Here is a 502-nt window from a genome sequence, read left to right as displayed (position 1 = left end):
CCAAGCGCATGGTACCACCACGATCGGCGTCCTCATCACGGACCTCGACATCACCCTCCTCAGTCATCCATTCGGTAATCAAACCAATAACGGGATGATGCGGGTGACGGATAAACTCTGTACTGTGAGCACCTTCCAAACGGGCCACATTGCGGGCAAATTCGACAACTGCGACCTGCATGCCCAAGCAAATACCCAAATAGGGCACGTTATTCTCGCGAGCATAGCGAGCCGCTAGTATCTTGCCTTCTATGCCCCGCTCACCAAATCCCCCTGGCACCAGGACCGCATCTGCGCCCTCAAGTGCTGCTTGACCCTCACGCTCCAAGCCGTCTGAATCGACATAGCGGATATTTATCCGCTGTCTAGTCTGCACCCCAGCGTGGCGCAGTGCCTCGTTTAACGACATGTACGCGTCGGTGAGATCAACATACTTGCCGACCATGGCTATATTGACCTCGCCCTCGGGGTTGGCCATGGTATCGACGACATGCTGCCAGTC

At 55.8% G+C, this 502-nt stretch carries 1 protein-coding gene; it reads right to left on the bottom strand.

What is annotated here, in order from left to right:
• A partial coding sequence (locus tag CKO12_RS14605; protein ID WP_420826851.1) for a glutamine amidotransferase-related protein occupies window positions 1-502 on the bottom strand: 502 nt, incomplete at both ends.

It is taken from the genome of Chromatium okenii (genome assembly GCF_016583745.1).
Lineage (GTDB): Bacteria > Pseudomonadota > Gammaproteobacteria > Chromatiales > Chromatiaceae > Chromatium > Chromatium okenii.
This window is presented reverse-complemented; position numbering and strand designations above follow the sequence as displayed.